Genomic DNA, 25,285 nt, shown 5'->3' on the forward strand with positions numbered 1-25,285 from the left:
CCATGTTCGCGCGCCTGAGAGAGAACATCGCCGTCGTCTTCGACCGCGATCCCGCCGCCCGCTCGACCTGGGAAGTGCTCACCTGTTACCCGGGCTTGCACGCGCTGACCTTCCACCAGCTGGCCAACTGGCTGTGGAGCCATGGCTTCAAGTGGCTGGCGCGGCTGGTCTCCCACCTGAGCCGCTTCTTCACCGGCATCGAGATCCACCCGGGCGCCCGCATCGGCCGCCGGGTCTTCATCGACCACGGCATGGGCATCGTGATCGGCGAGCACGCCGTGATCGGCGACGACTGCACGCTGTACCAGGGCATCACGCTCGGCGGCCTGGGCCTCGCCTCCAAGCCCGGCAAGCGCCATCCGACGCTGGCGCGCGGCGTGGTGGTCGGCGCCGGCGCCAAGCTGATCGGCCCGATCGAGATCGGCGAGAACGCCAAGATCGGCCCCAACGCGGTGGTCATCAAGGACGTGCCGCCCGGTGCGGTGATGGTGGCCAACCTGGCGCGCATGGTCGACAAGAGCCGCGAGGCGGCGCGCGAGGAGCAGGCGGGGCGCATGGGCTTCTCGGCCTACGCGATCGCGGCCGACATGAACGACCCGATCGTGCAGGCGGTGCACGGCCTGATCGACCACAGTTCCAACCTCGACGCGCGCATCGAACTGATCCTGCGCCACCTCGAGAAGCTCGGCGTCGACTGCGCCGAGGACAAGAGCCGCGCCGAGGCCTTCGACGCCGGCCATCTCAACAAGATAGTCGACTAAAACAGTAGGTTAAATTGTTGACTGAATTTGTCGGGTATTTTATCCTGTCGACCGTTCCCCCTCGTTCGAGTCTGCCGTCATGCGCTTGACCACCAAAGGCCGTTTCGCCGTCACCGCGATGCTCGATCTCGCGCTTCGCGAGGCCAAGGGCCCGGTCACGCTGGCCGGCATCTCGGAGCGCCAGCAGATCTCGCTGTCCTACCTCGAACAGCTGTTCGGCAAGCTGCGCCGCAACGCCCTGGTCGACAGCGTGCGCGGCCCCGGCGGCGGCTACTGCCTGGCCCGGCCGGTCGCCGACATCAGCGTGGCCGACATCATCACCGCGGTCGACGAGCCGCTCGACGCGACCCAGTGCGGCGGCAAGGAAAACTGCCTCGAGGATCGCCGCTGCATGACCCACGACCTGTGGGCCGATCTCAACCGCACCATCTACGAATACCTCGCGTCGGTGACGCTGGCCGAGCTGATCGCCAAGCAGCAGGCCAAGTGTCCGGCCCAGCAGCCGGCGACCGAGTGCGTGCTGCACGACAAACGCAAAGACGCGCTCATCGACGCGCGCATGTAAATCCGTACCGGAGCCTTCCCGCATGAAACTGCCGATCTACCTCGACTACTCCGCAACCACCCCGGTGGATCCGCGCGTGGCCGCCAAGATGATCCCCTGGCTGACCGAGCACTTCGGCAACCCGGCCAGCCGTTCGCACGCCTTCGGCTGGGAAGCCGAGGAAGCGGTCGAGAACGCGCGCGAGGACGTGGCCCGGCTGGTCAACTGCGACGCCAAGGAAATCGTCTGGACCTCGGGCGCGACCGAGTCGAACAACCTGGCGATCAAGGGCGCGGCGCATTTCTACAAAGACAAGGGCAAGCACCTCGTCACCATGAAGACCGAGCACAAGGCCGTGCTCGACACCATGCGCGAGCTCGAGCGCGAGGGCTTCGAAGTCACCTACCTGTCCCCGCTCGAGAACGGCCTGGTCGACCTGGAGGTGCTGGCCGCCACGCTGCGCGACGACACCATCCTGGTCTCGATCATGGCGGTGAACAACGAGATCGGCGTGATCCAGCCGATCGCCGCGATCGGCGAGATGCTGCGCGAGCGCGGCATCCTGTTCCACGTCGATGCGGCCCAGGCCACCGGCAAGACGCCGATCGACCTCGCCGCGCTCAAGGTCGACCTGATGAGCTTCTCGGCCCACAAGACCTACGGCCCCAAGGGCATCGGCGCGCTGTACGTGCGGCGCAAGCCGCGCGTGCGGCTCGAGGCGCAGATCCACGGCGGCGGCCACGAGCGCGGCATGCGTTCGGGCACGCTGGCGACGCACCAGATCATCGGCATGGGCGAAGCGTTCCGCATCGCCCGCGAGGACATGGCGACCGAGCTCGAGCGCGTGCGCATGCTGCGCGACCGGCTGTGGAACGGCATTTCCGACATCGAGGAGGTCTACCTCAACGGCGACATGGATGCGCGCGTGCCGCACAACCTTAACGTCAGCTTCAACTACGTCGAGGGCGAGTCGCTGATCATGGCGCTGAAGGACCTGGCGGTGTCGTCGGGCTCGGCCTGCACCTCGGCCTCGCTCGAGCCGAGCTACGTGCTGCGCGCGCTGGGCCGCAACGACGAGCTGGCGCATTCGTCGATCCGCTTCACCATCGGCCGCTTCACCACGGTCGAGGACATCGACTACGCGGTGAAGCTGATCCACGAAAAGATCGGCAAGCTGCGCGAGCTGTCGCCCTTGTGGGACATGTTCAAGGAAGGCATCGATCTGAATACGGTGCAGTGGGCGGCGCATTAATCACGTGAAAGGTGAAACGTGAAAGGTGAAACGTGTGCTGCCCCCCACGCTTCACCTTTCACCGCCGCGCAGCGGCATCACGTTTCACACTCCGAAGGAGTAAGAAAATGGCATACAGCGACAAGGTCATCGACCACTACGAAAATCCCCGCAACGTCGGTTCGTTCGAGAAGGGCGACGAGACGGTCGGGACCGGGATGGTCGGCGCGCCGGCCTGCGGCGACGTGATGAAGCTGCAGATCAAGGTCGGCGCCGACGGCACCATCGAGGACGCCAAGTTCAAGACCTACGGCTGCGGCTCGGCCATCGCCTCGAGCTCGCTGGTGACCGAGTGGGTCAAGGGCAAGACGCTCGACCAGGCGCTGAGCATCAAGAACACCCAGATCGCCGAGGAACTGGCGCTGCCGCCGGTGAAGATCCACTGCTCGATCCTGGCCGAAGACGCGATCAAGGCGGCGGTGGCGGATTACAAGGCGAAGCACGAGGCGTAAGCCTCGGGAAGGGTGAAGGGGGAAGAGGGAAGGGTGGCGCAGCGAGTCGTTGCGAGCCAATCCTCTGCAACCGCCGCGAGTAAATGCCGCAATGGGTCGAGCTTCGGCTTTTGCCCTTCTCCCTTCCCCCTTCCCGCATTTGAGGTTTCCTATGGCACTGACACTTTCCGAAAAAGCCGCCAAGCACGTCTCCAACTACCTGGCCAAGCGTGGCAAGGGCGTGGGCGTGCGGCTGGCGGTGCGGACCTCGGGTTGCTCGGGGATGGCCTACAAGCTCGAGTTCGTCGACGAGATCAGCCCCGACGACCTGGCCTTCGAGAGCCACGGGGTGAAGATCTTCACCGACGCCAAGAGCCTGCCCTACATCGACGGCACCGAGCTCGACTTCGTCAAGCAGGGCTTGAACGAAGGCTTCCAGTTCAACAACCCGAACGTGAAGGACGAGTGCGGCTGCGGCGAGAGCTTCAACGTGTGAGAACCCGTGAAACGTGAAAAGTGAAATGTGAAACGTCGCACGCAGGCGCGGTCACCGCTTTTCACGTTTCACCTTTCACGTTTCACTTTTCACGGCATCTCATGGACTTCTCCCTCGACCACTTCCGCCTGTTCGGCCTGCCGCGTGCCTTCGCCGTCGATGCGCAGGCGCTCGAGGCGGCCTACCGCGCGCTGCAGTCGCAGTACCACCCGGACCGCGCCGCGAGCCTGGGCGACGCCGACAAGCGCCTCGCGCTGCAGGCCGCCACCCGCATCAACGAGGCCTTCCAGACGCTGAAGTCGCCGCTGGCGCGCGGCCGCTACCTGCTGCAGCTGGCCGGCGTCGATACCCAGGAAGAGACCAATACCGCGATGCCGGTCGACTTCCTGATGGCGCAGATGGAGTGGCGCGAGGCGATCGGCGAGGCGAAGCAGGCCGGCGACGCGGATGCGCTCGACAAGCTGGCCGCCGGATTGCGCCGCGAACGCCGTGCGCTCGAGGACGAGCTCGGCATGCTGCTCGACCAGCGCCAGGCGCACGCCGAGGCCGCCACCGCGGTGCGCAAGCTCAAGTTCATGGCCAAGCTCGACCAGGAGATCGGCGACGCGATCGACGCGCTGATCGAGTAGCGCGCGTCGCTCTTACGGCCGCCGGCCCGGTAGGTCGGACTGAAGCCCGACCTGCGGGTGCCGCGGTCCACCCGAAATGCCCGGCCCGCGCGGATGCCGCGGCCCGAACGATGTAATCCGCCGCCGCGCTCGCGCCGCGGCCTGAAGTCCGAACCCGGCAGGTGCACCGCCCCGATCGGCCCCGCCCACGAACAGAACAAGACGTCATGGCCCTTTTCCAGATCGCCGAACCCGGCCAAGCCGCCGAACCGCACCAGCACCGCCTCGCCGTCGGCATCGACCTGGGCACCACCAATTCGCTGGTCGCCACCGTCCGGAGCGGCTCGGCCAGCGTGCTGCCCGACGAGACCGGCCGCAGCCTGTTGCCCTCGGTGGTGCACTACGGCAGCGACGGCGCGGTCACCGTCGGCCACGCCGCCCAGGCGCGCCAGAGCGAAGACCCGCGCAACACCATCGTCTCGGTCAAGCGCTTCATGGGCCGCGGCGTCAAGGACCTGCCCGATTCGGCCGCCACGCCCTACCGCTTCGTCGATGCGCCCGGCATGCTCAAGATCCGCACCGTGGCCGGCGACAAGAGCCCGGTCGAGGTGTCGGCCGACGTGCTGCGCACGCTCAAGCAGCGCGCCGAGGCCAGCCTCGGCGGCGAACTGGTCGGCGCGGTGATCACCGTGCCGGCCTATTTCGACGACGCCCAGCGCCAGGCCACCAAGGACGCCGCCCGGCTGGCCGGGCTCGAGGTGCTGCGGCTCCTGAACGAACCGACCGCGGCGGCGGTGGCCTACGGCCTCGACAACGCCGCCGAGGGCGTCTACGCGATCTACGACCTCGGCGGCGGTACCTTCGACGTCTCCATCCTCAAGCTCACCCGCGGCGTGTTCGAGGTGCTCGCCACCTCGGGCGATTCGGCGCTCGGCGGCGACGACTTCGACCAGCGGGTGTTCTGCTGGCTGGCCGAGCAGGCCGGCCTGAGCCTCCTGGGCGAGCACGACACCCGCCTGCTGCTCACCCGCGCGCGCGAAGCCAAGGAAGCGCTGACCGACCACGGCTCGACCCGCATCACCGCCAAGCTGGCCGACGGCGAGGTGATCGACCTCGAGCTCGACGCCGAGACCTTCCAGCGCATCACCGCGCCGCTGGTGCAGAAGACCATCGCGCCGGTGCGCAAGGCGCTGCGCGACGCCGGCCTGGCCGCCGACGAGGTCAAGGGCGTGGTGCTGGTCGGCGGCGCCACCCGCATGCCGCACGTGCGCCGCGCGGTGGCCGGCTTCTTCGGCCGCGAGCCGTTGACCAACCTCGACCCGGACAAGGTGGTCGCGCTCGGCGCCGCCATCCAGGCCAATGCGCTGGCCGGCAACAAGGGCGACGACGAGTGGCTGCTGCTCGACGTGATCCCGCTGTCGCTCGGGCTCGAGACCATGGGCGGGCTGACCGAGAAGATCGTGCCGCGCAACAGCACCATCCCGACCGCGCGCGCGCAGGAATTCACCACCTTCAAGGACGGCCAGACCGCGATGGCGATCCACGTGGTGCAGGGCGAACGCGAGCTGGTGGCCGACTGCCGCTCGCTGGCGCGCTTCGAATTGCGCGGCATCCCGCCGATGGTGGCCGGCGCCGCGCGCATCCGCGTCACCTTCCAGGTCGACGCCGACGGCCTGCTCAGCGTCTCGGCGCGCGAGCAGTCGACCGGCGTCGAGGCCAGCATCGTGGTCAAGCCGAGCTACGGCCTCGGCGACGACGAGATCGCCCGCATGCTGCAGGACTCGATGGCGCATGCGCGCGAGGACATGAGCGCGCGCAGCCTGGCCGAGGCGCGGGTCGAGGCCGCCAGCCTGCTCAGCGCCACCGCGATGGCGCTGGCCAGCGACGGCGAGCTGCTCGACGCCGCCGAGCGCGCCGTCATCGACCAGGCGATCGCCGCGCTGGGCCTGGCCCATGCCGGCAGCGACCCGGCGGCGATCCGCGCCGCCAGCGAGGCGCTGAACCTGGCCACCACCGAATTCGCCGGCCGCCGCATGGACGCGGCCGTCAGCCGCGGCCTGGCCGGCCACAAGCTCAGCGAGCTGGAGTGAGCATGCTGTTCGTGGTGACCTTCGACGATCGCCCGGACGCCGCCGCGGTGCGGCAGCGCGAGATGGCGGCCCACCTCGACTACCTGCGGCTGCACGGCGACCGCATCAAGGTGGCCGGCTCGCTGCGCGAATCGCCGGAGTGCACGCCGGTCGGCGCCTGCTGGATCGTCGAGGCCGCCGACGCCGACACGGTTCACGCGCTGGTGCAGGCCGACCCGTTCCACCGCCATGGCCTGCGCGCCGGCTACCGGGTGCTGCACTGGTCCAAGGCCTTCGACGCGCCGGCCGTCGTCTGAACCGGCAGCACGAACGAGGAACGATTCCATGCGCCTGAACCAGGTCACCGTCGGCGTCGCCGACATCGAACGTGCGGTCGACTTCTACCGCCGGCTCGGCCTCGAGCAGATCGTCGCCGCGCCGCACTACGCCCGCTTCGCCTGCCCCGACGGCGGCTCGACCTTCTCGGTCCACCGGGTCGATGCCGTGCCGGCCAGCGCGACCACCGTCTACTTCGAGTGCGACGACCTCGACGCCCGCGTCGCGGCGCTCGAGGCGGCGGGCCTGGCGTTCGACCACGGCCCGGTCGATCAGCGCTGGCTGTGGCGCGAAGCCGCGCTGCGCGACCCGGACGGCAACCGCATCATCCTGTTCCACGCGGGCGAGAACCGTCTCGACCCGCCCTGGCGCCTCGGGCGCACCTGATTCCACGAGAGGCGAGCATGCCCAAGATCACCGTATTGCCCCACGCCGACCTGTGCCCCGGCGGCACGAGTTTCGAAGTCGAATCCGGCGTCAGTATCTGCGACGCGCTGCTCGACCGCCATATCGACATCGAGCACGCCTGCGAGAAGTCCTGCGCCTGCACCACCTGCCACGTGATCGTGCGGCAGGGCTTCAACAGCCTGGCGCCGAGCGAGGAGGAGGAGGACGACCTGCTCGACAAGGCCTGGGGCCTGACCAGCGTGTCGCGGCTGTCCTGCCAGGCCATCGTGGCGCAGGCTGACCTGACGGTCGAGATCCCGAAGTACACCATCAACCACGCGCGCGAGAAGTACGACAAGGACTGGGACGTCTGAGCGGCGCGACTGGGGAAATCCGCCTTGGCGCGGCGGCGCGATGCGGCGACCATGTCGCGATGCCCGTGTAGGAGCGGCTTCGGCCGCGAACGGATTCAGCGTGCGCATCGGCCCGTTCGCGGCTGAAACCGTTCCTGCGACGGCGATTCCCTTGCGGGACGCGTTCGAACGCCCGCGGTTTTCACGGCATGGTTGAGGCATTCCGGCCGCCATCGCCTGCCATGGCTCGAAAGGACGACATGAACCAAGCGCTCAGCAGCCGCCAGCGCGTCGAGGCCGCCCTCGCCGCGGCCGGCATCGCCATCGACGTCCGCACCTTTCCGGCCGGCACCCGCACCGCCGCCGACGCGGCCGCCGCCATCGGCTGCGCCGTGGCCGAGATCGCCAAGTCGATCGTGCTGCGCGCGCCCGAGTCGGACCGCGTGGTGGTGGTCGTCACCAGCGGCAGCAACCGCGTCGACGAGGCGCGCGTGGCCGCCCTGCTGGGCGAGCCGGTGGCGCGGGCCGACGCCGACTTCGTGCGGCGCAAGACCGGCTTCGCCATCGGCGGCGTCGCGCCGGTCGGCCACCTGGAGCCGCCGGCCGTGCTGATCGACCGCGACCTGCTGGGCTACGATCAGGTCTGGGCCGCCGCCGGCAGCGGCGACAGCGTGTTCTGCCTCACTCCGACCGAACTCCTGGCGCTGACCGGCGCACCGGTCGCCGACGTCAAACTGGAGCAATAGCCATGAAGTGGATCGATTCCCGCGAGATCGCCATCGCGCTCGCCGACAAATACCCCGACCTGGACCCCAAGGCGGTGCGCTTCACCGACCTGCGCGACTGGGTGCTCGCGCTCGAGGGCTTCGACGACGATCCTGCCCGCAGCGGCGAGAAGATCCTCGAGGCGATCCAGATGTGCTGGATCGACGAGGCGGAATAGGCCGGGCGCGACCGGCTTTCGAGCGCCCCGAGGCGACCTCCGGCGCCGGAGCGGCGAAGGCGGTCGATTCAGAACGAGCGGCAAGTGCCCGGCCTGGCCGGGCGGCGGGCCGGACGTCGAGACGACGTATTGCGTCGAGCTTCCATAACGATAAGGAGAGTAGACATGCTGATGCATGCCGATAACAGCACGCTCTTGGTGGTGGACGTGCAGGACAAGCTGGTGCCGGCGATCGCCGACGCGCCGCGCACGGTGGCGGCGATGAAGTGGCTGGTCGACGCCGCGCGCATGAATGGCGTGCCGGTGGTGCTGTCCGAGCAGTATCCGCAGGGCCTCGGCCATACGCTGGGCCTCTTGCGCGCCGCGGCCGAGTCGGCGCCGACGGTGGAGAAGACCACCTTCTCCTGCGTGGCCGCCGACTGCCTCAAGGACACGCCGGCCGAGACGCGCAGCCAGGTAGTGATCTGCGGCATCGAGGCGCATGTCTGCGTGCTGCAGACCGCGCTCGAACTGCAGGCCGCGGGCAAGCAGGTGTTCCTGGTGGCCGACGCGATCGGCGCGCGCCAGGCGGCCGACAAGGCGGTGGCGATCGAACGCGCCCGCACGGCCGGCGTGGCGATCGTGACGCGCGAGATGGCGCTGTTCGAGTGGATGCGCGACAGCCGCGTGCCGCAGTTCCGCGAGGCCAGCAAGCAGCTGCTGCAGGCCGCGCCGTCCTTGCCCTTCCAGGATGCGCTGGCCTGCCTGCCGCGCATCGACCATATCGGCGGCATGCAGCTGTGGCGCGAGGGCAAGCTCGAGGCGATCATCGAGAACCGCCCCGGCCAGGCCGGCTCGCTGGCGATCTACCACGCGCTCTACCGCGATTTCGGCGCGATCACGCCGAAGGCGGCGCGGCTGGGCCAGTGGCTGTACGGCGAGCATGCCGAGGACGCGCGCAAGCATCCGGGCAAGCATCCAAACATCGACCGGCTGTTCTCGCTCGAGGTGCTCGGCGGCGGCTACGGCGTGCGGCTGATGCCGCACTGATCCGGGCGATGGGACGCGACAAGGCCGGCTGCATGCCGGCCTTGTCGTTCCTGCGAAGGAAATCGTCGGCCGGAAAGCCCCGCAGGTCGGGCTTTACGTCCGACCGCGACCTCGATTTGCGGCGCTGTCGGGCATAAAGCCCGACCTGCGGGGGCGATCTAGGGCAACAGCCAGGCCTGTGTTCCCTTCGGATGCGCATACCAGCCCGGATCGCGATAGTCGCCCGGCGCCTGGTCGGCGCGCACCTTCAGAACGGTGAACATGCCGCCCATCTCGATCGGGCCGAACGGGCCCTGGCCGCTCATCATCGGCAGCGTGTTGGCCGGCAGCGGCATCATGCCGCCCATCTCCGCCATCTCCTGCATCTGCGCCATGCCCTCGCTGCCCATCGCCATGTAGTGGCTGCCCGGCAACAGCGTTTCCATCTTCGGTGTGAGGCGCGACTGGTCGGTGCCGACCAGGTTGGGCACCGCATGCCCCATCGGCCCCATGGTGTGGTGCGCCTTGTGGCAGTGGAACGACCAGTCGCCGGGCGCGTCGGCGACGAATTCGATCACCCGCATCTGGCCGACCGCCACGTCGGTGGCCACCTCGGGCCATTGCGCCGAGGCCGGCACCCAGCCGCCGTCGGTGCCGGTCACCGTGAAGGTGTGGCCGTGCAGGTGGATCGGGTGGTTGGTCATGGTCAGGTTGCCGACCCGGATGCGCACGCGCTCGCCCTGGCGCGCCACCATCGGCGCGATCGCCGGCGAGGTGCGGCTGTTGAAGGTCCACAGGTTGAAATCGCTCATGGTGGCCGGGTTGGGCCGCATCGTGTCCGGCGCGATGTCGTAGGCGGCCAGCAGCAGCGCGTAGTCGCGGTCGACCCGTCGCTCGGCCGGGTTCTTCGGGTGGACGATGAACAGGCCCATCATGCCCAGCGCCATCTGCACCATCTCGTCGGCATGCGGGTGGTACATGAAGGTGCCGGCGCGATTCAGCGTGAATTCGTAGACGCAGGTGCGGCCCGGCGGGATGTGCGGCTGGGTCAGTCCGCCGACGCCGTCCATGCCGCAGGGCAGCAGCAGGCCGTGCCAGTGCACGGTGGTGTGCTCGGGCAGCCGGTTGGTCACGTGGATGCGTACGCGGTCGCCCTCGACCGCCTCGATGGTCGGGCCGGGCGAGCTGCCGTTGTAGCCCCACAGCCTGGCCTTCATGCCGGGGGCGACTTCCTGCTCGATCGGCTCGGCCACCAGGTGGAATTCCTTCACGCCGCCGCGCAGGGTCCAGTCGGCCGAGCGGCCGTTGAGGGTGGTCACCGGCGTGCGGCGGCTGCCGTGCGCGGTCGGAACGGGAGCGGGCTGCGGGCGGCGTTCGGCCGTCGCGCCCGGCACGGCGGCGGCCAGGCCGGCCAGCGCGCCGGTCAGGCTGCCCAGGAAGGTGCGTCGTTGCATGCGATGTCCTTTGTTCAGTGCGTCATGGCGTGGTGCTGCGGCGTGTCGGCGGCCGGCGCCGGCGGGGCGGCTTCGGCGGAAGCTTCGATCCGCGGCGCGGGCAGCGCGCCGCCGGCGGCGGCTTCGAGCGCGAGCCAGGCCCGCCAGTAATCGCGCCGGGCGCGGATCTCGTCGCCGCGCGCGCGCAGCTCGGCGGCACGGCTCTGCAGCAGCGCGTCGACGCCGCGCAGCATGCCGTTGTAGTGCTTGAGCGCTTCGACGCGGGCTTCCGCACGCGCCGGCACGATTTCGGTCGCGGCGATGCGCCATTGCTGCTGCGCCTGCCGCAGCGCGGCCTCGCGCACCGCCAGCTCGCCGCGCAATGCGTGCAACTGCGCGTCGAGCGCCAGCCGGTCGCCGAGCCGGTTGTCGCGATGGCCGAGCACGTTGCCGGAGCCGAGCAGCGGCAACGCCGGCGTGGCGCTGCGCAGCGCCGTCTGCTGGGCGACGCCGCTGTCGATCGCCGCCATGGCCAGCGTCTGCCGCAACGCCGGGCGCCGCTGCTGCGCCAGCGCTTCGAGCCCGTCGAAGCGGGGCGCGCCGGTTGGTGGCGCGGGCAGCTCACCGAGCGTCGGTCTGGCATCGGGCGCCTGGCCCAGCGCCTGCCGCAGCGTGGCGAGCGCCTGTTCGGCCTCGGCCTGCTCGGCCAATGCGTCGCGCCGCGCCTCGGCGGCCTCGGCCAGCAGCTCGGCGGTTTCGAGCCGCGACAGGTTGCCGGCGTCGCGGCGCGCGCGGGCCAGCTCGGCCTGCGCTTCGGCGGCGGTCTGGCCGTCGCGGGCGAGCCGGGCCAGGGCTGCCGCAGCAGCTGCGTCGTACCAGGCGCGACGTGCGGCGGCAGCCTGTTCGATCAGCTGGCCGGCCAGTGCGGCGCGGCCGGCGTCGAGTTGCGCCGGCTCGCCGATCAGGTCGCGCCACGGCTCGAACGGCGCGTCGTTCAGGAAGCCGGCCGCCAGCAGCTGGGCCGGCGTGGTGCCGAATTCGAGCAGCGCTTCGCGTGCCGCGGGATGGCGCAGCACAGCGATGCGCGCGGCGCCGTCGGCATCGAGCGGTCGGTTCAGGCGGTCGGCGATGGCGGCCGCCGGGCCGTCGAAACGGTCGAGCAGCGGCAGGGCGGGCGCGGCACCGGCCGCGGCCAGGCAGGCGGCGGCCAGCAGCGCGCGGGCCGCGGGGAAATCGGGCGGAACACGGGCAGTCTCCGGGAGGGCCGCGTGGGCGGCCGGGATTCGGGCGCACGCAGGGAGTGCGTAGGCTGCGGAGCGCCGGCCATTCGCCGATATGGGCGGACGGCATGGATCGCGCCCCGAGTGGGACGAACGATCGCTGGCGCGGGGGAGGGGCTTAGATCAGCCTGGGCGGCCGGTCGGGACCGGGCAGGTCGGGGTCGCCGAAGTTGTCGGCGATGCTGCGCGGCTGGCAGCCGGGACGGCCATTGAAGAAGTCGAACAGGAAGCCGAAGGCGCCGACCTTGGCGCACGGGCTGCCGCACTTGGCGCCGCATTCACCGCCGCCGCTGCCGCCACCGCTGCTGGTACTGCGGTTGCTGCAGCAGTCGCGCTTGTCGGCCTGCTTGAGCGGTTTGCGCGCCCCGACGGCCTTGGCCTCGTCGTGGCAGGGCAGGCGCGACTGGGTCATCGCATCCATCTTCGCCATCGGCACGCCGCGCGGTTCGGCGCGGGCCGGGCCGAACGCCGCCAGTGCCAACAGCAGCACGGGCAGCAAGCGGACGAGGAAGGAGGCGAGCGAAGACATTGCGCAAGTTTAGCCGAGGTCTCCGGCCTCCGACCAGAACGCGCTGCGCCGAGTTCCGGCCAGCGTTGCGAATCCGCCGAGTGGCGCTCAGATATGGTTGTCGCGCCGGTACAGGTAGTAGCGCTCGTTGCGGTCGCCCGGCCGCGAGCCGCTCCAGATCTCGATCCAGCCCGACGGCGGCGATAGCGGTTCGGAGCCGGCCTGGCGCAGCAGCCAGGCGCAGCCCGGCAGCGCCTGCACTTCGCGCCGGGCGGTGGTCAGGCCCAGGTAGTAGTGCAGCGCGGCGCGCTGGCTCGGCTGCAGGTTCTCGCTGGCGACGCAGCCGGTGGCGGGCAGCTGCGGCGCGATCGCCGCGGCGAAATCGCGGTAGCTGGTGCGCGCGTCGACCCAGCCGGCGGCGACCGCGTTGGCCAGTCCCCAGCACAGCGTGATGCCGGCCGCCCAGTTGGTGACCGCCTGGCGGCCGACCGGGCGGCGGCGCGATACCGCCCACAGCCAGGCGGCGGTCAGCATCACGCTGGCGAGCAGGGCCGCGGTCGACCAGTGCGGCTCGAAGCTCGGCGCCAGGCTGTGGATGCGGCCGGCCAGCTTGGCCGGCGTACCCAGGTGCATCGCGCTCCAGGCCAGCCAGACGAAGACGGCGCCGAGGCCGAAGATCATCACGCCGAACCAGTTGACGAAGGCCGAGGCGCCGCGCCGCAGCACGTCGAGGCCGACCGCGCCGATCAGCGCCAGCGGCGGCAGCAGCAGCAGCGCGTAGCCGGCGCGGCCGCTGTCGGACAGCATCAGGCAGGCGAAGGCCAGCGCGCTGGCGGCGATCGGGAGCTGGAAGCGCGGCTGCATCAGCCGGTCGCGCTGCATCCACAGCGTGGCGCCGGCGAGGAACCAGGCCGGCCAGGCGAACCAGGGCAGGAGCTGCAGGTAATAGCCGAACGGGTGCAGCGCGCGCACCAGCGAGAAACCGCCGAAGAAGCCGAGCGCGTACCAGTCGTACCAGGCGGCGAAGGCGGCCGGTGCGGTGGCCTTGAGCGCCAGCGGCCAGGCGGCGATCAGCGGCAGCGCCACCGCCAGCGCGATAAGCAGCGTGAGGCCGTAGCGGCGGATGCGCCAGGCGGGCAGGGCGGTCAGCGAGAGTGCCAGCGCCAGCTGCAGCGCCGGCTCGGCCAGGCTGCCGGCCAGGCCGCAGACCGCCATCGCTGCGCCGAGCAGCGGGCCCGCCGGCAGCGGCCGGCGCGGCGCGATGGCCAGGGCGTAGAGGCCCCAGCACCAGCCGGCCAGGACCGCGACGTCGCTGTTGAGGGTATGGCCCGGCATCAGCAGGCCGGCGCAGCCGATCAGGATCAGTACCGCACTGCGGCCATGGCGGCGACCGATCAGTTCGCGCGCGGTCATGCCGGTGCCCCACAGCGCCAGCGCCATCAGCGCGCCGGTGGCCAGCCGGGCCCCGTTGTGCAGCGCCAGGCCGAACCACTGGCCGAGCCAGGCTGCCGCGCCGGCCAGCCAGTAGAACAGCGGCGCGCGTTCGACCCAGGGCTCGCCGGCCATCATCGGCAGGCTGGGGCTGCCGCCGTCGAGCAGGTGGCGGACGATGTCGGCGACGATGGTCTCGTCGGGCTTGAGCGGCTCGCGGCCGATCAGGCCGGGGATCAGCCAGACCAGGCAGAGCAGCAGCAGGAGCCAGGGTTTCTCGGTCGGCTGCGGCAGGTCCTGTTCGTTGGGCGGCGTGTAGGTCAGCATTGCGCGGGGCGTGGGGAGAATCCGGAAAGTCTAGCAGGGAAGCGCGGATGCGCTGGCCGGTATGGCTGCGGCGGGCCGCGGCAGTTCCGCGGGCGGTGGGCGGAGGCGGCCGGGGTGGCGGCGGCATGAAAAAAGGCAGCCTGGGCTGCCTTTTTCGTGCACGCGTGCGGCCGATTACTTCTTCTTGCTGAGCAGCGCGTACTTCTGGTTGAACTTGTCGATACGGCCGGCGGTGTCGACGATCTTCTGCTTGCCGGTGTAGAAAGGGTGCGATTCGGACGACACGTCGAGGCGGACGACCGGGTATTCGTTACCGTCGGTCCAGGCCATCTTCTCGCTGCCGCGCACCTGCATGGTGGACTTGGTCAGGAATTTGAAGTCGACGCTCGCGTCGTAGAAGATGACTTCGGTGTACTTGGGGTGGATGCCAGCTTTCATTTCGGGGGTCCCTTAAGCTAAAGGTGGGCCTGGATTGTGCAGTGCCCGGTCTTGCGTAGAAAAGTTCGCGATTATGCGCGATAGGTGGTTGATCGAGCAAGGCAATTCGCCCGCCGATCAGATGATTCGGTGCGGCCTGGGTACGGAATGAAACTGCGCGTGCGACGGAGAGTCGATCGAGCGAAGCGAGGCCCCCCTCGCGGCGGCGAGGGCGGGGGAGCTGGAATCGATCAGGGGTAGGCCCACGGTTCCGAATCACCAAACGCAAGCGCCCGGCTTTGCCGGGCGCCCGAGCTGCCGCACGAATCCGGGCGGCAGTGATATAGATCAGGCTCTACCTTCGCATCGAGTCGAAGAAGTCGTTGTTGTTCTTGGTCGCCTTGATCTTGTCGAACAGGAATTCCATCGCCTCGAGCTCGTCCATCGGGTAGAGCAGCTTGCGCAGCACCCAGATCTTCTGCAACTGGTCCTGCGGGATCAGCATCTCTTCGCGGCGGGTGCCCGAGCGGTTGACGTTGATGGCCGGGTAGATGCGCTTCTCGGCCATGCGGCGGTCGAGATGCAGTTCCATGTTGCCGGTGCCCTTGAATTCCTCGTAGATCACGTCGTCCATGCGGCTGCCGGTGTCGGTCAGCGCGGTGGCGATGATGGTCAGCGAGCCGCCTTCCTCGATATTGCGGGCGGCGCCGAAGAAGCGCTTGGGCTTCTGCAGCGCGTTGGCGTCCACGCCGCCGGTCAGCACCTTGCCCGAGGCCGGGATCACGGTGTTGTAGGCGCGCGCCAGGCGGGTGATCGAATCGAGCAGGATCACCACGTCCTTCTTGTGCTCGACCAGCCGCTTGGCCTTCTCGATCACCATCTCGGCGACCTGCACATGGCGGGTGGCCGGCTCGTCGAAGGTCGAGGCGACCACTTCGCCGCGCACGGTGCGCGTCATCTCGGTCACTTCTTCGGGACGCTCGTCGATCAGCAGCACGATCAGCATCACGTCCGGGTGATTGGCGGTGATCGCGTGGGCGATATGGGTCAGCATCACCGTCTTGCCCGACTTGGGCGGCGCGACCAGCAGGCCGCGCTGGCCTTTGCCGATGGGCGCGACCAGGTCGATGATGCGGCCGGTGATGTTCTCGTCGGCCTTGATGTCGCGTTCGAGCTTGAGGCGCTTGGTCGGGAACAGCGGCGTCAGGTTCTCGAACAGGATCTTGTTCTTGGTCGCTTCGGGCGTGTCGTTGTTGACCTTGTCCACCTTCACCAGCGCGAAATAGCGTTCTCCGTCCTTGGGCGTGCGGATTTCGCCTTCGATGGTGTCGCCGGTATGCAGGTTGAAGCGGCGGATCTGGCTCGGGCTGACGTAGATGTCATCGGGGCCGGCCAGATAGGAAGTGTCGGGACTGCGCAGGAAGCCGAAGCCGTCGGGCAGGACTTCGAGCGTGCCGTCGCCGAAGATGCTTTCGCCTTTTTTGGCCTGACTTTTCAATAAAGCGAAAATCAGGTCCTGTTTGCGCATCCGATTGGCGCCTTCGATATCGGTCGCCATGTCGACCAGTTCGGACACGTGCTTGTGCTTGAGGTCGGACAAATGCATGTGCGGGTAGACTTTCCAGTCTTTTATGGAAGATTACGGGTATCAGGGGGGATGCGTGGAATCGGCTGGGCGCCGGAATCGCCGGAATGGATTCATCGGCGATTGAAGCAGGTCTGGTTGGAGCTTAGATGCGGTGAATCCCGCTGTCAACGGCCGTTTGCTGCAGTTGCGCAGGGCCGGATGCAAAAACGCCGCACGGGAGCGCGGCGTTTTTGCAGGGCGAGGCCGGTCTTACAGATTGGCGTCGATGAAGGTCGTCAATTGCGACTTCGACAGCGCGCCGACCTTGGTGGCGACCACGGCGCCGTTCTTGAACAGCATCAGGGTCGGGATGCCGCGGATGCCGTACTTCGGCGGCGTCGCCTGGTTCTCGTCGATGTTGAGCTTGGTGACCTTGAGCTTGCCGTTGTACTCGTTCGACACCTCGTCCAGGATCGGGGCGATCATCTTGCAGGGGCCGCACCATTCGGCCCAGTAGTCGACCAGCACCGGGCCGCTGGCTTGCAGCACTTCGGCTTCGAAACTGTCGTCGGTCACGTGATGGATCAGGTCGCTGCTCATGTGGATTCTCCAATTCTGACGGAAGGCCGGCCCGGGCCGGCAGCACGGGACGAATCCTAACCGATCGGGCGCTCAACCGGAATGCCGCCGGCGATTGATTGTTCCGATGGCGGCGATAGGGCTGCGGCGGCTATTCGCGCAGCGCGGCGATGGCCTGGTCGAGCCGTTCGATCGCGGTCACCGCCATGCCGGCGATCGGCGTTTTCGGCGCGTTGGCGCGGGGGATGATGGCGCGCTCGAAGCCGAGCTTGGCCGCTTCCTTGAGCCGCTCCTGGCCGCGCTGCACCGGCCGCACCTCGCCCGACAGGCCGACTTCGCCGAACACCACCAGCTTCTCGGGCAGCGGCTTGTTGCGCAGCGAGGAATAGATCGCCAGCAGCACGGCCAGGTCGGCCGCCGGCTCGGCGATGCGCACGCCGCCGACCGCGTTGAGGAACACGTCCTGGTCGAAGCAGGCGACGCCGGCGTGGCGATGCAGCACCGCCAGCAGCAAGGACAGCCGGTTCTGCTCGAGCCCGACCGCCAGCCGCTTGGGATTGGGCGCATGCGCTTCGTCGACCAGCGCCTGGATCTCGACCAGCAGCGGCCGCGTGCCCTCCTGAGTGACCAGCACGCAGGAGCCGGCCACCGGCTCGGCATGCCGGCTCAGGAACAGCGCCGACGGGTTGGCCACGCCGCGCAGGCCGCGGTCGGTCATGGCGAACACGCCGAGCTCGTTGACCGCGCCGAAGCGGTTCTTCTGGGCGCGGATCAGGCGGAAGCTCGAATGGGTGTCGCCCTCGAAATACAGCACCGCGTCGACGATGTGCTCGAGCACGCGCGGGCCGGCCAGCGCGCCTTCCTTGGTGACGTGGCCGACCAGCAGGATGGTGGTGCCGCTGGTCTTGGCGTAGCGGGTGAGCTGGGCGGCGCATTCGCGCACCTGGGCCACGCTGCCGGGAGCCGACTGCAGCTGGTCGGTGTAGACGGTCTGGATCGAGTCGATCACCGCCACCGCCGGCTTCTCGCTGGCCAGGCCGGCCAGGATGGTCTCAAGCTGGATCTCGGCCAGGAGCCGCACCGGCTCGGCCTCGACCGCCAGCCGGCGCGCGCGCAGCGCGATCTGCTGGGCCGATTCCTCGCCGCTGACGTAGAGCACCGGGCCGTTGCGGCCCAGGTGGGCGATCGCCTGCAGCAGCAGGGTGGACTTGCCGATGCCCGGGTCGCCGCCGATCAGCACCACCGCGCCGGCCACCAGGCCGCCGCCGAGCACGCGGTCGAGCTCCTCCGAGCCGGTGCTGGTGCGCGGCGCTTCGCGCGTCTCGACCTCGGACAGGTTCTGCACGCCGCCGCCGGCGGCCAGCGCGTTGAAGCGGGCGACGCCGGGCCGGGCCGGCTCGAGCACGGTCTCGCCCAGGGTGTTCCAGGCGCCGCAGTGCGGGCACTGGCCCTGCCACTTGGGATTGACGCCGCCGCAGTCGGCGCAGGTGTAGACGGTTTTCGCTTTGGCCATGGATCGCAGGAAGGTTCGGATTGGGGGACGACGCGCCGCGGCGGGTCGGCCGGAGTGGGTTCAGGCGGTTTCGCCGCCGGCCGGCCGGTAGCACCAGTGCCACGGCTCGTAGACGATGCCGGCCGGGTTGTCGCGCGGGTAGCTCAGCACGAAGCCGAAGCGGCCGGCATGGTCGAGCAGCCAGGCGAAGGCGGCGGTGCGCTCGAAATCCTCTTCGAGCGCGGCGGCGCCCGGGCTGGTCAGGTCGAGCGCGCGGCCGCCGTGGTGCTCGCTGTGGCCCGGTGCGGCGCTGACGGCGAGGATCTGTTCGATGGTCTGGCCCTGCGCCAGCTTGCGGCGGATCAGGCCGGCCTGGTAGTCGACGCTGCGGAAGGCCGAGACCAGCTGCAGCTCGATGCCGTCGGCCGCCGCCGCTGCGCGCATCGCCCGCCAGGCCTGCGCGGTGGCGGGCTCGGCGAACTGGTCGCGGTTGAACACGTCGAGCCCGAGCGGCGCCAGCACGCCCGCTTCGGCGCAGTACGGCAGGCCGCGCTGCGCCGCGTAGTCGGGCGCGATGCCCAGTTCGGCGTGCAGGGCGGCGAGGCGGTCGAAGTCGTCGGGCATGGTCTTTCCATGAACGCGGTATGCAGGGCGGCGGCAGGCCGACAGTGTAGAGGTGCCAGCGGCCGGGCAGGAAGCGCATCGGCTCCGGAGCCCATCCATCTACTTGGCGCCGCTGACAAAACCCTTCTGGCGTCGTTGTGCGAGCTTGCCGTACCTAAGACTGTCTGCGCTCGAAGTACTGTCTGCGCTCGCACGCCTAGCCAGAACCGCTTCGCTGGGTTTTGTTGGCGGCTCTCAATATGGAGAAGCGGCGGCCCTACGGGACAGCCGCGCTTGCGGCGCGAAGGCCGGCGACAGAGAATCGCCAGACAATTCCGGACAGTTCGGCCGGTACAGTCGGAACCCGCCATGGCCCCTTCGTCGTCGACCACGATCATCCCAAGCCCCTCGTCGAACAGATCGTCGAGCAGTTCATCGCCCGCATCGGCGACAAGAGCCTGCGCGCCGGCAGCCGGCTCACCTCGATCCGCCGTTTCGCCGCCGAATATCACGTCTCCAAGTTCACCGTGGTCGAGGCCTACGACCGCCTGGTCGCGCTCGGCTACGTGCAATCGCGCCGCGGCGCCGGTTTCTTCGTCGCCTCGCGGGTCGAGTCGCACGCCAACGTGCCGCTGCGGCGCGAGCCGCCCTTGCGCCGTTGCGTCGACAGCCTGTGGCTGCTGCGGCAGGACGCGCTGACCGCCGACAACAGCGTGCTCAAGCCCGGCTGCGGCTGGCTGCCGCCCGACTGGATGCCCGAGGCCGAGCTGGAGAAGGCGCTGCGCGACCTGACCCGCCGGCCCAATGCGCGGCTGACTAGCTACGGCGAGCCGTTCGGCTACCGGCCGCTGCGCCAGCAGCTGTGCGTGCGGCTGGCCGAGCTGGAGATCGAGACCGAGCCCGAGCAGATCGTGCTGACCCACGGCGCGATGCAGGCGCTGGATCTGATCGCGCGCTACTTCGTCGACGAGGGCGACGCGGTGCTGGTCGACGATCCGGGCTTCTTCAACGTGTTCGCCAACCAGAAGCTCAACGGCGCGCGGCTCTACGGCGTGCCGCGCACGCCCAACGGACCCGACGTGGCGGTGCTCGAGCAACTGCTGGCTGAGCACAAGCCCAAGCTGTTCATCACCAACAGCGTGCTGCACAACCCGACCGGCACCAGCCTCAACCGCGCCACCGCCTTCCGCATCCTGCAACTGGCCGAGAAGTACGACCTCACCATCGTCGAGGACGACATCTACAGCGATTTCCAGACCGGTCCGGGCGAGCGGCTGGCGGCGCTCGACCAGCTCAACCGGGTGATCTACATCGGCAGCTTTTCCAAGACGCTGTCGGCCAACCTGCGGGTCGGCTTCATCGCGGCCGATCCGCGCCGCGCGCAGGATCTGTGCGACCTCAAGCTGTTGACCGGGCTGTCGTCGTCGGAGGCGGCCGAGCGGGTGATCCACGCCATGCTGACCGAGGGCGCCTACCGCAAGCACATGGAACGGGTGAAGACCCGGCTCAAGCAGGCTGCCGACGAGGCGCTGCCGCGGCTGGAGGCGCTCGGCTACACGCTGTGGGCGCAGCCCAGCGGCGGCATGTTCACCTTCGCCCGGCTGCCGGCCATCGCCGACAGCGTGCCGATCGCCCAGGCCGCGCTCGGCGAAGGACTGATGCAGGCGCCCGGCGTGCTGTTCTGTCCGCAAGGCGGCGCGACGCCTTGGCTGCGCTTCAACATGGCGCACATGGAAGACCGCCGCGTCTGGGACTGGCTGGCACGGGTGGCGGCGGGGGAGCCCGCCAAGGCGCTATAATCACGGTCGACTACATCTTGATTACATCTGACGGCGGTGTTGCCCACCGCCGTTCGTCATTGGAGTTCCCCCATGGCCCCGCCGCGCAAACCCGCTCCCCGCCCGCCCGCCGACCGTACCGCAGCCCCTGCCGGCGGCCGCGGCCGTAGCCGTCCACCGCAAGGCGAGTCCGAACGCGGCGGCGAAGGCGGCCGCCGCGCGCCCTCCGGCCGGTACGGCGAGACGCCGCGCGATGCGGGCGGGCAGGGCGGTCGTGGCCGCCAGGCCGAACAGGAGACCGGCCGCGCGCCGCGCGCCGCGACCGGTGGCCGCGGCGGCGTATCGACCGGCCGTGGCCCGGCCGATCGCGGGCCGGCTGACCGCAACCCCTCTGAGCGCAGCCCGTCCGGCCGTAGCCCGGCGGGTCGCGGCCCGGCCGATCGCGATGCCACCGGACGTGGCGCCGGCGATCGCGGCCCCGCCGGCAAGGCGCCGGCCGAACGCGGCGCCACCGGCCGCGCACCGGCCGGCAAGAGCCGGATCGAGCAGCACACCATGGGCGGCCGCGCCTTCGGCAGCGTCGAGCAGCGCCAGCGCAAGCGCTACGGCGAGGACGAAGCGGGGCCGGCGCCGACCGAAGCGCCGCGCCGGCCGCGCAACGCCGCCGAAGTGGCCGACCTGCCGGTCGAGCGCGCCAAGAAGATGCGCGTGCGCCACGGCAGCGAGCAGTACGAGAAGCAGGCCTACCAGTTGCGCGAGAAGCGCGTCGAGGCGCACCACGTCGGCGAACTGCGCATCCAGAAGGCGCTGGCGCTGTCCGGCATCGGTTCGCGCCGCGACTGCGACGAATGGGTCGCCAAGGGCCGCGTCAGCATCAACGGCGCGGTGGTCGAGCCCGGCGCGCGCGTCAAGATGGGCGACCGCGTGCTGTTCGACGGCAAGCCGGTCAACATCAAGTGGCCCGACCGGCTGCCGCGCGTGGTGCTCTATCACAAGCAGGAGGGCGAGCTGGTCAGCCGCGACGATCCGGAAGGCCGCACCACGGTGTTCGAGCGACTGCCGCGGCTGCAGAGCTCGGCCTGGGTGGCGGTCGGCCGGCTCGACTTCAATACCTCGGGCCTGTTGATCTTCACCACCTCGGGCGACCTGGCCAACCGGCTGACCCATCCGCGCTTCGAGGTGCAGCGCGAATACGCGGTGCGGGTGCTCGGCCAGCTGACCGAGGACCAGCGCAAGCAGCTGATCGCCGGCATCGAGCTGGAGGACGGCCCGGCCCGCTTCGAGGTGCTCGAGGACCAGGGCGGCGAGGGCAAGAACCACTGGTACCGCGTGATCCTCAAGGAAGGCCGCAACCGCGAGGTGCGCCGCATGTTCGAGCATTTCGAGCTGCAGGTGTCGCGGCTGATGCGGGTGCGCTTCGGCCTGCTCACGCTGCCGTCGCGGCTCAAGCGTGGCCAGTACTACGAGCTCGACGAACCGGAGGTGCTGGCGGTGCTCAAGTGGGCCGGCCTGGGCCTGACCGGCCGCGTGCCGACGCGCTGAGCGGGGCGCCATGAACAAGGCCTTCACCCGCGAGGACGACGGCGAGGACGACGACGCGCTGCCCGAGCACCTGCAACTACCGAAGTCGACCCGCAACTATATGACGCCGGGCGGCTGGAACCGCATGCGCGAGGAGCTGCACCAGCTGGTCAGCAAGGAGCGGCCGCAGCTGACCCAGGTGATCAACTGGGCCGCCAGCAACGGCGACCGCTCGGAGAACGGCGACTACCTGTATGGCAAGAAGCGGTTACGCGAGATCGACCGCCGCATCCGCTTCCTGACCAAGCGGCTGGAGAACGCCGAAGTGGTCGACCCGGCCACCCGCGAGCCGACCGAGCAGGTGTTCTTCGCCGCCACCGTCACCGTGCTGCGCGGCGACGGCAAGGAGCAGACCGTCAGCATCGTCGGCGTCGACGAGATCGATCTCGAGCGCAACCACATCAGCTGGATCTCGCCGCTGGCGCGCACCCTGCTCAAGGCGCGCGAGGGCGACAGCGTATTGCTGCGCGGCCCGGCCGGCGACGAGGAGATCGAGATCCTGGAAGTGGCATATCGCGCGCTCGACTAGCGATGCCGATGGCTTGGGGCCGCTGGGCAGGCGGTGCCCGTGCGTGCGTCGCGGCCGGCCGGCGATCCGGCGGCTATGATTCGAGGCGTGACCTGAACCGGCGGAGTGGGGCAATGCGGATCCTGCATGGACTGATCGCGCTGTGCTGGGCGGCGAGCGCCGCCGCGGCCGAATGCGAGCTGCCGATCGCGACCGGCGAATGGCCGCCCTTCGTTTCCGAGCACCTGCCCGGCGGCGGGCCGGTGGCGCGGGTGGTCAACGCGGTGCTGGTCGAGATGGGCTGCCGGCCGCACTTCGTCTTCACCAGCTGGCCGCTGGCCGAACGGATGGTCGACGAGGCCACGGTGTTCGCCGCCGTACCCTATGCGCTGACGGCCGAGCGGCAGGCGCGCTTCGCCTTCACCGCTTCGCTGTTCGAGACCCGCGCGGTGGTGTTCTACGACCGCCGCCGCTTCCCGGTGGCGCCGAACCTGGCCCGCTCCGAGGATTTCCTCAACTACCAGGTCGGTGCGATCCGCGGCGAGTGGTTCCTGGCCGACCTGCTGCGGGCCGGCGTCCAGCCCGACTACGCCACCACCTACGAACAGACCCTCGCCAAGCTCGCCGCCGGCCGCATCGACCTGGCGCCGCTGAACGACCGGCTCGGCTGGTACTACCTGCGCCAGGCGCTGCCCAACGACACCGCCCGCTTCGGCACCGTGCCGCATGCGCAGGCGGCCACTCGCACCAACCACATGATCGTCGCGCGCGGCTATGCCGACAGCGAGCGGCTGCGCGGCGAGTTCGACGCGGCACTGTTGCGGCTCAAGCAGCGCGGCGAGATCGAGCGCTTGTTGAAAGCCGGCGGCCTGTAGGGCCTGCTGGCTCGACCCGGATTCATGGCCCTTCGGCTGGCATGACGATGGCTTGGCTGGTGCGCGTAGTAGAATAAGCGCCGAGGAGATGCTCATGCTGGCTGTCGATCTGCACGCCCATTCAAATGTCTCGGACGGCATGCTGCCGCCGGCCGAGGTGGTCGCCCGCGCCGCGTCGCGCGGTTGCCGGCTGTTCGCGCTGACCGATCACGACGACGTGCGCGGCCTGGCCGAAGCCGAGGCCGAGGCCGGCCGCCACGGCATGCGCTTCGTGCCGGGCGTCGAGGTCTCGGTGAGCTGGCGCAAGCACACGCTGCACATCGTCGGGCTCGGCATCGACTATCGCAACGCCGAACTGCTGGCCGGCCTCGCCGGCGTGCGCGCCGGCCGCGACGAGCGCGCCGAGCGCATGGCCGCCGCGCTGGCGGCGGTCGGCATCCCCGACATGCTCGAAGGCGCGCGCCGCTATGCCGACAACCCCGAGATGATCGGCCGCGCCCACTTCGCCCGCCACCTGATCGAACGCGGCTACGCGCGCGACATGAAGGGCGTGTTCCGTAAATACCTGGCGCGCGGCAAGCCCGGCTACGTGCCGCACGAGTGGGCCTGCCTGGCCGACGCGGTCGGCTGGATCCGTGCCGCCGGCGGCGTCGCGGTGATCGCCCACCCGGGCCGCTACGAATTCGGCCGCCAGACGCTGCTCGAGCTGATCGAGGAATTCAAGGCCGCCGGCGGCGAGGGCATCGAGGTGGTCTCGGGCAGCCACCAGCCGAGCGATTTCGAGCGCTACGCCCGGCTGGCCGAGACCCAGGGCCTGCTCGCCTCGGCCGGTTCGGACTACCACGCGACCGGCGAAGGCGCGCGCGAACCGGGCATCCTGCCCGACCTGCCGCCCGGCCCGGAGCCGGTCTGGCGGCGCTGGCTCGACGACGCGGCGCCGGCCTCGTGATGCGCCCGGTCGCCCATCCGGCGCATCGGCCAAAAGTATGATTGGCGGCCGGAAGGCTTGAACCATCGGCCCTCCAGCCCGCACAATCGCGCCTCCATGGCACAATATTTTTCCATTCACCCCGAGAATCCGCAGCCGCGCCTGATCAAGCAGGCGGTCGGCATCATCCGTGCCGGCGGCATCGTGGTGTATCCGACCGACTCCTGCTATGCGCTCGGCTGCCATCTCGGCGACAAGGACGCGGTCGAGCGCATCCGCCGCATCCGCCAGGTCGACGACAAGCATCACTTCACGCTGATCTGCCGCGACCTGTCCGAGCTCGGCACCTATGCCCGCGTCGACAATCGCCAGTTCCGCTTCCTCAAGAGCGCGATGCCCGGCCCCTATACGGTGATCCTGCAGGCGACGCGCGAAGTGCCGCGGCGGGTGATGCAGCAGAAGCGCTCCACCGTGGGCCTGCGCGTGCCCAGCCACCCGGTGGCGCTGGCGCTGCTGGAGGAGCTGGGCGAGCCGCTGCTGTCGTCCACGCTGCTGCTGCCCGGCGAGGAATGGCCGCCGTGCGAGGGCGCCGAGATCCGCGAGCGGCTCGAGCACCAGGTCGAGCTGGTGCTCGACGGCGGCCACTGCGGCAGCGAACCCACCACCGTGATCGACCTGACCGGCGCCGACCCGATCCTGCTCCGCCGCGGCGCCGGCAACCCCGCTCCCTTCGGACTGGACTGAACCCTCC

28 protein-coding genes are annotated in these 25,285 nt (G+C 69.7%); 19 read left to right on the top strand and 9 right to left on the bottom strand.

All coding sequences use genetic code 11. The features are described 5' to 3' along the window. The first annotated feature begins 2 nt into the window (after window positions 1-2). The 13 genes from cysE to H9L41_RS25600 all read left to right on the top strand — a co-directional run bounded on the left by cysE (window position 3) and on the right by H9L41_RS25600 (window position 9,248). Entirely contained in the window at window positions 3-761 is a 759-nt protein-coding gene (cysE, locus tag H9L41_RS07130; protein WP_028446328.1) for a serine O-acetyltransferase, read from the top strand. A gap of 79 nt (window positions 762-840) precedes the next feature. After that, window positions 841-1,326: a Fe-S cluster assembly transcriptional regulator IscR gene (gene iscR, locus H9L41_RS07135; RefSeq protein WP_028446329.1), complete on the top strand. Its 486-nt coding sequence runs from the start codon at window positions 841-843 to the stop codon at window positions 1,324-1,326. Between the two features lie 22 nt (window positions 1,327-1,348). Continuing rightward, entirely contained in the window at window positions 1,349-2,557 is a 1,209-nt protein-coding gene (locus tag H9L41_RS07140; RefSeq protein ID WP_028446330.1) for an IscS subfamily cysteine desulfurase, read from the top strand. 107 nt (window positions 2,558-2,664) lie between these two features. After that, window positions 2,665-3,048 (top strand): Fe-S cluster assembly scaffold IscU, encoded by a 384-nt coding sequence (gene iscU / locus H9L41_RS07145; protein WP_028446331.1) that lies wholly within the window; start codon window positions 2,665-2,667, stop codon window positions 3,046-3,048. Window positions 3,049-3,199: 151 nt separating this feature from the next. Beyond that, entirely contained in the window at window positions 3,200-3,523 is a 324-nt protein-coding gene (gene iscA, locus H9L41_RS07150) for an iron-sulfur cluster assembly protein IscA (protein WP_028446332.1), read from the top strand. Window positions 3,524-3,624: 101 nt separating this feature from the next. Further along, window positions 3,625-4,152: a Fe-S protein assembly co-chaperone HscB gene (gene hscB / locus H9L41_RS07155; RefSeq protein ID WP_028446333.1), complete on the top strand. Its 528-nt coding sequence runs from the start codon at window positions 3,625-3,627 to the stop codon at window positions 4,150-4,152. Between the two features lie 206 nt (window positions 4,153-4,358). Continuing rightward, on the top strand, window positions 4,359-6,221 hold the full coding sequence (hscA, locus tag H9L41_RS07160; RefSeq protein WP_028446334.1) for a Fe-S protein assembly chaperone HscA: 1,863 nt from the start codon (window positions 4,359-4,361) through the stop codon (window positions 6,219-6,221). Between the two features lie 2 nt (window positions 6,222-6,223). Further along, on the top strand, window positions 6,224-6,517 hold the full coding sequence (locus tag H9L41_RS07165; RefSeq protein ID WP_028446335.1) for a YciI family protein: 294 nt from the start codon (window positions 6,224-6,226) through the stop codon (window positions 6,515-6,517). 28 nt (window positions 6,518-6,545) lie between these two features. Continuing rightward, window positions 6,546-6,923: a VOC family protein gene (locus tag H9L41_RS07170; RefSeq protein ID WP_028446336.1), complete on the top strand. Its 378-nt coding sequence runs from the start codon at window positions 6,546-6,548 to the stop codon at window positions 6,921-6,923. Window positions 6,924-6,940: 17 nt separating this feature from the next. Then, window positions 6,941-7,297, top strand: coding sequence for an ISC system 2Fe-2S type ferredoxin (gene fdx, locus H9L41_RS07175; RefSeq protein WP_028446337.1), 357 nt, complete (start codon window positions 6,941-6,943; stop codon window positions 7,295-7,297). 239 nt (window positions 7,298-7,536) lie between these two features. Then, window positions 7,537-8,022, top strand: coding sequence for a YbaK/EbsC family protein (locus H9L41_RS07180; protein ID WP_028446338.1), 486 nt, complete (start codon window positions 7,537-7,539; stop codon window positions 8,020-8,022). Between the two features lie 2 nt (window positions 8,023-8,024). Further along, the gene (gene iscX / locus H9L41_RS07185; protein WP_028446339.1) at window positions 8,025-8,219 is read left to right on the top strand and encodes a Fe-S cluster assembly protein IscX; all 195 of its coding nucleotides are present in this window, start codon (window positions 8,025-8,027) and stop codon (window positions 8,217-8,219) included. 165 nt (window positions 8,220-8,384) lie between these two features. Then, on the top strand, window positions 8,385-9,248 hold the full coding sequence (locus tag H9L41_RS25600) for an isochorismatase family protein (protein ID WP_187523737.1): 864 nt from the start codon (window positions 8,385-8,387) through the stop codon (window positions 9,246-9,248). A gap of 158 nt (window positions 9,249-9,406) precedes the next feature. On the opposite strand, the gene H9L41_RS07195 is transcribed toward H9L41_RS25600, so the two are convergent. From H9L41_RS07195 to H9L41_RS07235, 9 genes are all read right to left on the bottom strand, one after another. Then, the gene (locus H9L41_RS07195) at window positions 9,407-10,681 is read right to left on the bottom strand and encodes a multicopper oxidase family protein (protein WP_028446340.1); all 1,275 of its coding nucleotides are present in this window, start codon (window positions 10,679-10,681) and stop codon (window positions 9,407-9,409) included. A gap of 14 nt (window positions 10,682-10,695) precedes the next feature. Then, window positions 10,696-11,736, bottom strand: coding sequence for a TolC family protein (locus H9L41_RS07200; RefSeq protein ID WP_187523738.1), 1,041 nt, complete (start codon window positions 11,734-11,736; stop codon window positions 10,696-10,698). A 322-nt stretch (window positions 11,737-12,058) separates the two neighbouring features. Beyond that, window positions 12,059-12,469 (bottom strand): hypothetical protein, encoded by a 411-nt coding sequence (locus tag H9L41_RS07205; RefSeq protein ID WP_034607054.1) that lies wholly within the window; start codon window positions 12,467-12,469, stop codon window positions 12,059-12,061. 87 nt (window positions 12,470-12,556) lie between these two features. Continuing rightward, a complete protein-coding gene (locus tag H9L41_RS07210; RefSeq protein ID WP_028446342.1) occupies window positions 12,557-14,206 on the bottom strand; it encodes an ArnT family glycosyltransferase in 1,650 nt (549 codons plus the stop codon). Between the two features lie 174 nt (window positions 14,207-14,380). Next, window positions 14,381-14,644 (bottom strand): type B 50S ribosomal protein L31, encoded by a 264-nt coding sequence (locus H9L41_RS07215; RefSeq protein ID WP_028446343.1) that lies wholly within the window; start codon window positions 14,642-14,644, stop codon window positions 14,381-14,383. 334 nt (window positions 14,645-14,978) lie between these two features. Further along, on the bottom strand, window positions 14,979-16,229 hold the full coding sequence (rho, locus tag H9L41_RS07220; protein WP_028446344.1) for a transcription termination factor Rho: 1,251 nt from the start codon (window positions 16,227-16,229) through the stop codon (window positions 14,979-14,981). Window positions 16,230-16,460: 231 nt separating this feature from the next. Then, the gene (gene trxA / locus H9L41_RS07225; protein ID WP_028446345.1) at window positions 16,461-16,790 is read right to left on the bottom strand and encodes a thioredoxin TrxA; all 330 of its coding nucleotides are present in this window, start codon (window positions 16,788-16,790) and stop codon (window positions 16,461-16,463) included. A gap of 130 nt (window positions 16,791-16,920) precedes the next feature. Then, a complete protein-coding gene (radA, locus tag H9L41_RS07230) occupies window positions 16,921-18,282 on the bottom strand; it encodes a DNA repair protein RadA (RefSeq protein ID WP_028446346.1) in 1,362 nt (453 codons plus the stop codon). Between the two features lie 60 nt (window positions 18,283-18,342). Continuing rightward, window positions 18,343-18,885 (bottom strand): M15 family metallopeptidase, encoded by a 543-nt coding sequence (locus H9L41_RS07235; protein WP_034607056.1) that lies wholly within the window; start codon window positions 18,883-18,885, stop codon window positions 18,343-18,345. A 224-nt stretch (window positions 18,886-19,109) separates the two neighbouring features. Here H9L41_RS07235 and H9L41_RS07240 point away from each other — a divergent pair, with 224 nt between their 5' ends. The 6 genes from H9L41_RS07240 to H9L41_RS07265 all read left to right on the top strand — a co-directional run bounded on the left by H9L41_RS07240 (window position 19,110) and on the right by H9L41_RS07265 (window position 25,278). Further along, the gene (locus H9L41_RS07240; RefSeq protein ID WP_265583957.1) at window positions 19,110-20,663 is read left to right on the top strand and encodes an aminotransferase-like domain-containing protein; all 1,554 of its coding nucleotides are present in this window, start codon (window positions 19,110-19,112) and stop codon (window positions 20,661-20,663) included. Between the two features lie 72 nt (window positions 20,664-20,735). Then, entirely contained in the window at window positions 20,736-22,184 is a 1,449-nt protein-coding gene (locus tag H9L41_RS07245) for a pseudouridine synthase (RefSeq protein ID WP_084300265.1), read from the top strand. Between the two features lie 10 nt (window positions 22,185-22,194). Next, window positions 22,195-22,752 (top strand): transcription elongation factor GreB, encoded by a 558-nt coding sequence (gene greB, locus H9L41_RS07250; protein ID WP_028446348.1) that lies wholly within the window; start codon window positions 22,195-22,197, stop codon window positions 22,750-22,752. A 113-nt stretch (window positions 22,753-22,865) separates the two neighbouring features. Further along, window positions 22,866-23,606 (top strand): substrate-binding periplasmic protein, encoded by a 741-nt coding sequence (locus H9L41_RS07255; RefSeq protein ID WP_028446349.1) that lies wholly within the window; start codon window positions 22,866-22,868, stop codon window positions 23,604-23,606. 94 nt (window positions 23,607-23,700) lie between these two features. Beyond that, complete coding sequence (locus H9L41_RS07260) at window positions 23,701-24,555, top strand: 3',5'-nucleoside bisphosphate phosphatase (protein ID WP_028446350.1); 855 nt, start codon at window positions 23,701-23,703, stop codon at window positions 24,553-24,555. Between the two features lie 96 nt (window positions 24,556-24,651). Continuing rightward, on the top strand, window positions 24,652-25,278 hold the full coding sequence (locus H9L41_RS07265) for an L-threonylcarbamoyladenylate synthase (RefSeq protein ID WP_028446351.1): 627 nt from the start codon (window positions 24,652-24,654) through the stop codon (window positions 25,276-25,278). Window positions 25,279-25,285 lie beyond the last annotated feature (7 nt).

Origin of the sequence: Chitinimonas koreensis (assembly GCF_014353015.1) — a bacterium.
Classification (GTDB): domain Bacteria; phylum Pseudomonadota; class Gammaproteobacteria; order Burkholderiales; family Chitinimonadaceae; genus Chitinimonas; species Chitinimonas koreensis.